4 protein-coding genes are annotated in these 4574 nt (G+C 77.2%); 3 read left to right on the forward strand and 1 reads right to left on the reverse strand.

Features of this window, described 5'->3' with window-relative positions:
- Positions 1–169 precede the first annotated feature (169 nt).
- Both E0D90_RS26815 and E0D90_RS23785 read left to right on the forward strand, forming a co-directional pair.
- Positions 170–1270: a nitroreductase family protein gene (locus E0D90_RS26815; protein ID WP_157996931.1), complete on the forward strand. Its 1101-nt coding sequence runs from the start codon at positions 170–172 to the stop codon at positions 1268–1270.
- Positions 1271–1345: 75 nt separating this feature from the next.
- Entirely contained in the window at positions 1346–2320 is a 975-nt protein-coding gene (locus E0D90_RS23785) for a universal stress protein (RefSeq protein WP_227870447.1), read from the forward strand.
- 20 nt (positions 2321–2340) lie between these two features.
- On the opposite strand, the gene E0D90_RS23790 is transcribed toward E0D90_RS23785, so the two are convergent.
- Positions 2341–4035 (reverse strand): bifunctional aminoglycoside phosphotransferase/ATP-binding protein, encoded by a 1695-nt coding sequence (locus E0D90_RS23790; RefSeq protein ID WP_227870445.1) that lies wholly within the window; start codon positions 4033–4035, stop codon positions 2341–2343.
- A 192-nt stretch (positions 4036–4227) separates the two neighbouring features.
- On the opposite strand from E0D90_RS23790, the gene E0D90_RS23795 reads away from it, so the two are divergent.
- The coding region (locus E0D90_RS23795) for a MurR/RpiR family transcriptional regulator (RefSeq protein ID WP_369008439.1) at positions 4228–4574 on the forward strand (347 nt) is incomplete at its 3' end.

Genomic DNA, 4574 nt, shown 5'->3' on the forward strand with positions numbered 1-4574 from the left:
CCCCGCCCGGTGCCCCCGGTCGGCCGTTCCCACCCCTCCACGGTGCTCGCGGCGGGCCACGCCCGCCACCGCGCGGACCGCGGCACCGTGGGGACCGTCGGCCACGCGACGGGAGCGGCGCGGCAGGCGCATGCTGGAGAGGAGAGAACCGCGACGACGGGAGGTTCCCGTGTCCGCACCGACCCTCGGAGACGTGGCGGTGACCGCCCTGATCCGGGATGCGACCGCTGCGCCGTCCATGCACAACGCGCAACCGTGGAGCTTCCACTACTCACGCGACAGCCGCACGGTCGCCCTCCACGCCGACCTCACCCGCACCATGCCGCTCGCCGACCCCGTCGACCGCGGCCTGCACTTGGGCTGCGGCGCCGCCCTGCTGAACCTGAGAGTGGCCGCCGCGCACGCCGGGCTGAGCCCCGCCACCACGCTGCTGCCCGAGCCGCCGGAGGTGCCGCCGCTGCTGGCCACGGTGCGTCTCGGGCCCGGCGGGCACAGGGGTGAGCCCGGTGGCGAGGACGGTGGCGAGGACGGTGGCGAGGGTGTCGGTGAGGGCGACGGCGGGGACGGTGGCGAGGCCGGGCGGCGGGAGGACGCGGCCGACGCGCCGCAGCCGGCGCTGCGTGACCTGCACCCCGCCATCCACGCCCGCCACACCAGCCGCCACCCCTTCGCCGACCGGCCCGTCCCCGCCGGACTCCGCGCCGCGCTCGGCGAGGCCGCGCGGCGCGAGGGCGCCGACCTGACCTTCCTGACCGGCCCCCATCTCCAGGTCGTACTCGACCTGACCCGCGACGCGGAGGGCTACGACCACATGGACGCCGCGCGGGAGGAGGAACGTCGCCGGTGGACCCGGCAGGCCACGACCGGCGAGCCGTCCGGCGGCATACCCGACGCCGCCCTCGGCCCCGCCAAGAGCGGCGGGGCCGGGCCCGCGCGGGACTTCGCCGCGAGCGAACCCGTGCCGGGCCGGGTACGCGCCGAATTCGAACGACGACCCCAGCTCGCCCTGCTCGTCACCCGGGGCGACCACCCGGCGGACTGGCTGCGCGCCGGACAGGCACTCGAACGCGTCCTGCTGCTCGCCACCCTCAACGGGCTGAGCACCTCCTTCGCCACCCAGGCGCTGGAATGGCCCGATCTGCGCTGGCTGCTGCGTGACCCGCTCTCGGGCGCCGGCCATGTGCAGATGGTGCTGCGGCTGGGCTACGGGCCGGACGGCTCGGGCGCGCCCAGACGGCCCGTCGAGGAGGTGCTGTCGGTCGGCGACTGAGCCGGGAGAGCGGGAAGGCCGGGACAGCCGGGGGAGGAACGCGGGGTCCTCAAGGAACGGAAGCGGGTGGAGACCATGGACGGTCCGGTGGTCGTGGGGGTCGACGACGCCCCCGGGATGCCGTACGCGGTGGACTGGGCGGCGGCCGAAGCCGTCCGTACCGGCCGCCCCCTGCGGCTGGTGCACGCCGCGATGTGGCGGCGGGACGGACGCGAGGAGCCACCCGCCCCGGGTGCGCCGGAGCCTCCCGGCGCGGCCGGGGACCCGTCCGCCGAGCGGCTGCTGCGCGACGCGGGCGACCGCGCCCGCCGGGCCGCCCCCGGGGTGCCGGTCTCGGCGGAGGCGGTCGTCGGTGAGCCGGAGGACGCGCTGGTGCGTGAGAGCGAGACGGCGGCCCTCCTCGTGACGGCGCCGCACGACCACGGGCCGCTGGTGAGCCTGCTGCTGGGATCGGTCAGCCCGGGGGTCGCCGAACGGTCGAGCTGCCCGGTGGCGCTGGTCCGGGCACCCTTGCCAACGGCGGGTCCGGACGGTCCGCCGGTCGGGGGACAGGCGGTCGCGGGTTCGGCGGCTTCGGGACAGGCGGTCGCGGGCTCGGCGGTTCCGGGGCCGGTGGCTCCGGGGCCGGTGGTGCTGGGCGTCGGCGGGAGGTCCGGGGGCGACGCCGCCGGGCGGTACGCCCACGAGCAGGCGCGTGCCCGGGGCTGCTCGCTGCTCGCGGTCCGCGCCTGGCGCGCGCCGCCCCCCGACGTCACCTACGACGCGGCCACCTCGGGCGACTGGACCCTGGCGTTCCAGTCACGTGCCGAGGACCGGGTCGACGAGGCCGTCGCCCGGGCGGCCGCGGACCATCCCGAGGTGCCGGTGCGGCGGGTCACCGCGGAGGGCTCCGCCCACCAGGTGCTGGTGGACGCGGCGCGCGGCGCCCAGCTTCTGGTGGTCGGGGTACCGAGACGCCGCGGCACGGTGTCGATCCAGCTCGGCAGGGTCACGCCCGCATTGCTGCACGACGTGCCGTGCCCGGTGGTCTTCGTGCCGCCGTCGCGCTGAGCGCGCCAGCGCGGGGCGGCTCAGTCCGGTGTCATGTACGGACGCCGGTACGGTGCGGGCCGTGACCGCTCCTGCGGTGGCCCCGGGCTGACGGCGGCTACGGCTCTGGACAGCGCCTCCTCGACCTCGCCGGCGGTGTCGACCGGCACCGCCTGCGGCCACGGCTCGGCCGCCGCCGCGACCGCCCCGGCGACCGACGGCCCGGCGTCGGACCCGGCGGCGGGCACGCCCTCGGCGCGGCGTGCGAGCCGCCGGTCGGCCACCGCCCGGGGCACCTCGCACCGCAGCGGCATCAGGGAGGCGCCACAGCGCTCCGCGACCATCGCGGCGGCCTCCCGCCGTGCCCGCGAGCCCCAGCCGGCGTCCAGCACCACGCTCTCCCCGGCGCCCAGCAGTGCCGAGGCGCGGTCCAGCAGCTCGGCGTAGGTGCGGCGGCTCCACGCCGCCGAGTAGATGCCCTCGCGGTAGCCCGCCGCCGCCGACCTCCCCGGCGGCAGACCCGCCAGCTCCTTACGCACCCGGTCACTGCCGAGCACGGTGAGCCCCAGCCGGTCGGCCAGCGCGCCGGCCAGCGTCGACTTGCCGCTGGCCGGAGGTCCGCCGACCAGCACCAGCTGGACCGCCCCCGCCCGCAGATGCCGCGCGGCCAGCTCCGTGAACTCCTCGGCCCGGGACCGCGCTTCCTCGCGCTCCGCACGACCGGACTGCGCGCCCCGCAGCAGCATGACCTTGGCCCGGACGAAGGCCCGGTAGGCGAGGTAGTGGTGGCACAGTGACGGCGGGGCCGGGTCGCCGGAGAACTGCCGGTACCGGGCCAGGAACCGTGTGGCGGCATCGGGGGCGCCCAGGTGCTCCAGATCCATGGCGAGGAAGGCGGCGTCGTCGAGGCCGTCCACGTGGCGCAGGGTGTCGTCGAACTCCAGGCAGTCCAGGACGCGAGGCCCGTCGTCGAGGCAGAAGACGTCCTCGGCGAGCAGGTCGCCGTGGCCGTCGACGATCCGGCCGGCCCGGATGCGGGCCTCGAACAGCGGGTTCCGCCCGGCGAGGTACTCGCGGGCCAGCCGCCGGACCTCGTCCAGCCCGGCCGGCGTGCCGGGCGCCGCCACCTCGGCCACCTGGCGGAAGCTCGCCTCCCAGCGAGCACGCAGCGCCTCCCGGGTGCCCTGCGCGTCGATCGCCGCCGTGCGCGGTGAGGCGGCGTGGCAGGCGGCCAGGGTGCGGGCGACCGTGCGGAGCGCGCCGTCCACGGGGGCACCCGCGGCGACCAGACGCGACAGCCGGCGGTCGTCCGGCAGGCGGCGCATCACCACCACCGGCTCCGGCGGCGCCTCGTCCCAGTCGCGCGTCAGCTCGGCGACACCCTCGTACACGTCGGGCGCGAAACGGCGGTTGAGCTCCACCTCACGACGACAGGTCTCGCGGCGGGCGGCCACCGTGGTGAAGTCGAGAAAGCCCAGGTCCACCGGCTTCTTCACCTTGTAGGCGTGGTCACCCAGCAGCAGGACCACAGCGGTGTGGGTCTCGGAGACCCGGGCGACGGGTGGTGCCTTCTCACCGCGTTCCGTGGCCGCGGGCGGATTCGTCGCCGGCGGCTTCGTCTCGGGCGGCTTCGCTTCGGGTGGCTTCGCCCCGGGCGGCTTCTCCTCGCGTGGCTTCGTCTCGGCTGCGAGCGCGTTCCCACGATCACGGTTCCGGGGCGTGGGGTGCGGTGTCATCGCCTGCTCCCACCGTGGCGGATTCTGGGTCCTGCGACGGCCCTCGTCGCGGCCGGTGCCGTGCACGCGTGGGCCGCCCTCTTCAGCGTGCGCCCTCGCGCGGCATGGCGCGCGCGGCGAGGGCTGACCGGCCGGACGGTCGGCGCGGGGCTGGGTGCGCATCGTCGGGCGGCGCGGCGGCTGCATAGACTTATGCAGGTGGACACGGCGAGTATGCGGCTGCTGGCGCTCTTCGAGGGGCACCGGCTGACCCCGACCCAGCGGCGGATCGCGCACTGCATGGTGCGGCAGGGCGCCGAGGCGCCGTTCCTCTCCAGCGTGGAGCTGGCCGGCCTGGCCGGGGTCAGTCAGCCCTCGGTCACCCGGTTCGCGGTGGCGCTGGGCTTCGACGGGTACCCCGCGCTGCGCCGCCGGCTGCGGGAGGCCCTGCGCAGGCCCTCCCCGGACGCCGACGCCGACACCGACGGCGGTGCCCCCGGTCCCGGGCCGGGCGGCGGCGAAGGCGCGGAGGCGGGCGTCGCGGGCGGGTCGCCGGAGCG

The organism is Streptomyces otsuchiensis (assembly GCF_004305975.1).
GTDB classification, from domain to species: Bacteria; Actinomycetota; Actinomycetes; order Streptomycetales; family Streptomycetaceae; genus Streptomyces; species Streptomyces otsuchiensis.

Coding starts and splice junctions, on each gene's coding strand:
- E0D90_RS23785 (WP_227870447.1), top strand. CDS start 1,346: ATGGACGGTCCGGTGGTCGTGGGGGTCGACGACGCCCCCGGGATGCCG.
- E0D90_RS23790 (WP_227870445.1), bottom strand. CDS start 4,035: ATGACACCGCACCCCACGCCCCGGAACCGTGATCGTGGGAACGCGCTC.